At 55.0% G+C, this 2,762-nt stretch carries 1 pseudogene; it reads right to left on the bottom strand.

From position 1 onward, the window contains the following. Positions 1–1,599: 1,599 nt before the first annotated feature. A pseudogene (locus ACRXB1_RS34050) lies at positions 1,600–2,648 on the bottom strand (IS3 family transposase); the annotation flags it as partial. Positions 2,649–2,762: the final 114 nt, after the last annotated feature.

Raw genomic sequence — 2,762 nt, 5'->3', positions numbered from 1 at the left:
AACAACTCGCCGCCCGGTTCGTTGCATGGCGAGAATTCGCCGAACTCACCGAAAATCCGTCGGCCGCTTTCTGATAGTCGTCACACCTGCCGTCGTGTCATCTCACTGTCGGTAACTTGACAATGCCTATCCGACGAGTCACGCAACCTGACAACGCCTTTATAACTTCTGAAAATCCTCTATATTACTTTTGTGTATAAGTTTATATCTTTTTAGAATATAGTATCGAACTAGGAGAAAGTCAACGGAGGCAAGGGTCGTGGGTACGGATAAGGTACGGTTACAGACGTTCGCACGTCATTTAGCGTCGTGATTGTAGGAGGCGGAGCGGGAGGACTGAGTGTTGCCGCACGCCTAACGGATGAGCCACGGCCTCGAGATCGCCGTGATCGACCCGTCGGAGTTTCATCACTACCAACCGGCGTGGACGCTTGTTGGCGGGGGCAGCTCGACATTGCGAAGACTCGACGTCCAATGCGACTGCATGCCGGCGGGAATTACGTTCATACCGGGGCGAGCGATCGCATTCGAACCGGGGCAAAACGCGGTGGTGCTTGAAGGAGGAACCAAAATCGGCTACAAATTTTTGTGTCGCCGATGGCATCCAGCTCGACTGGGATGGCATCGACGGTTTATCCGGCGCACTTGGTAAAAACGGTGTCACAAGCAACTAACGATTTGATCTTGCTCCCTACACGTGGCAGTGTGTGCGACAGTTCAAAGGTGGAACGGCGCTCTTCACCCAGCCCCCCATGCCGATCAAATGCGCCGGTACTCCGCAAAGGATCCTTTAACTGGCGGCTGACCATTTCCGCAAGAACCGGATTGCAGCAGACATCCGCTTCATGACACCGGGGCCGTCGATGTTCGGTGTCCCTTTCTATGCGAGGCGCTGGAGAGCGTTATGCGGGACTATCAAGCCAAGCCCTGTTTGGCCAGAAATTGGTAAGAGTTGACGGACCTGCCAAGACCGCTTACTTCGAAGTGGTGACCAATGGGACCAAGTCGATTCAAGCGACGAAGTTCGACATGTTGCACGTTGTGCCGCCACAAAGCGCGCCACGATTCATCCGCGAAAGCGCGCTCGCCGATTCAGCAGGTTGGGTAGACGTCGACAAAGCCACGCTTCGTCACACCAAGTTCCCCAACATTTTCGGGATTGGCGACTGCACGTCGACGCCAAATAGTAAGACGGCTGCGGCAGCCAAAACCAAATGCCCGTAGTGACCAAGAATCTGATGGCAGTGCTTAACGGCCATGGCGAGACCATGGTCTAAGACGGCTACGCATCCTGCCCGCTGACTACGGTCCCGAAGGGTGATGCTCGCCGAATTTTGCTACGACGGAGTCGTGACGCCGAGTTTTCCGACCAATCCCCGTTCTCCACGGCGGATTTATTGGTGGCCCAAACAAACGTTCCTTCCCTTTTTTTATTGGAATATTGTGATTAAGGGTAAGCGATTGCCACTTACACATAAGCACAGAGTTTTTTCGGAAACCTTACCGTCAATCAAGCCGTGAAAACGACGCCGTTCGAGGTGCAATATGGCGGGCGCAGTGGAACGGTGAGGTGTACTGTCAACAGCGGACACTCTTTTCTTAAGCCGCCTGTTGTTGTTTGCTGAACGCTTCAGCAAACAACGCGGGCGGAACATAACCTAGGCGCGAGTGGCGCCGTTGGCGGTTATAAAAGCTTTCGATGTACTCCTGAATTGCCGCCTTCGCATCGGCACGCGTGGCGTAGCGATGATGATGTATCAGTTCGTTTTTTAGACTGCCCCAGAAGCTTTCCATCGGGGCGTTGTCAAAGCAATTCCCCTTACGCGACATTGAGGCCTGCATGCCGAATTGTTCAACCAGCTTCCGATAGTCATGAGCACAGTATTGACTTCCACGGTCCGAATGATGAATCAAGCCTTTCTCGGGGCGTTTGTTGCGCACAGCACGCCACAGGGCTTGCGCCGTGAGTCCTTGTGTCATGCGCTCACCCATCGCGTATCCAACCAACTCACAGGTGAAGACGTCCTTAATGCCGGCGACGTAGAGCCATCCCTCGTCGGTGGCACAATAGGTGATGTCCGTCACCCAGGCTTCGTTTGGCCGCGTTGGCGCGAACGTCTGGTTCAGCAGATTGTCGGCGACAGGCAAGTTGTGATTCGAATTCGTCGTGGCTTTGAATTTGCGCTTCTGCTTACAGCGCAGATTCAGCTCTCGGCGCAGGCGAGCGATGCGGTCGCGCCCGGCTATAAAGCCTTGTGCCTGAAGCTCAGGCTGCACGCGTCGCGTGCCATAGGTCTCGCGGCTCTGCTTGTGCACGGCCTTGATGGCGACTTTCAGGCGTTCATCAACCTGCGCACGTGGAGACAGCTTACCTTTTGACCAGGCATAGAAGCCGCTGCGCGAAACCTTAAAGGCACGGCACAGGACAGCAATTGGATAATCGAGTCGCATCGTATTCATGACCGCGTATTTGGCAGCGACTCCCGCGCAAAATACGCTGCCGCTTTCCTAAGAAACTCACCTTCACGCTGGCGAGTCCTGAGGCTGCAGTGAATATCCAAATTGCGCCGCGCGGCGATGAAGCTGTTTGATGACACGGTCCCTGTACTGCTGTTCGTAATGATCCGCACCCGGATCGCGGTAGTCCATGCCATAGCGCATCGCGTTATAAAACAGAACAGCGATCTTGCGCGCCGTCGCAGTCACGGCCTTGGCGTTACCAATTCGGCCGGCAAGGCGCCGGTAGAATGCGCCAAGCGCGG

The organism is Caballeronia sp. M23-90, assembly GCF_053574605.1.
The sequence above is the reverse complement of the archived record's forward strand: the minus strand, read 5'-3'. Positions and strand labels throughout refer to the sequence as shown.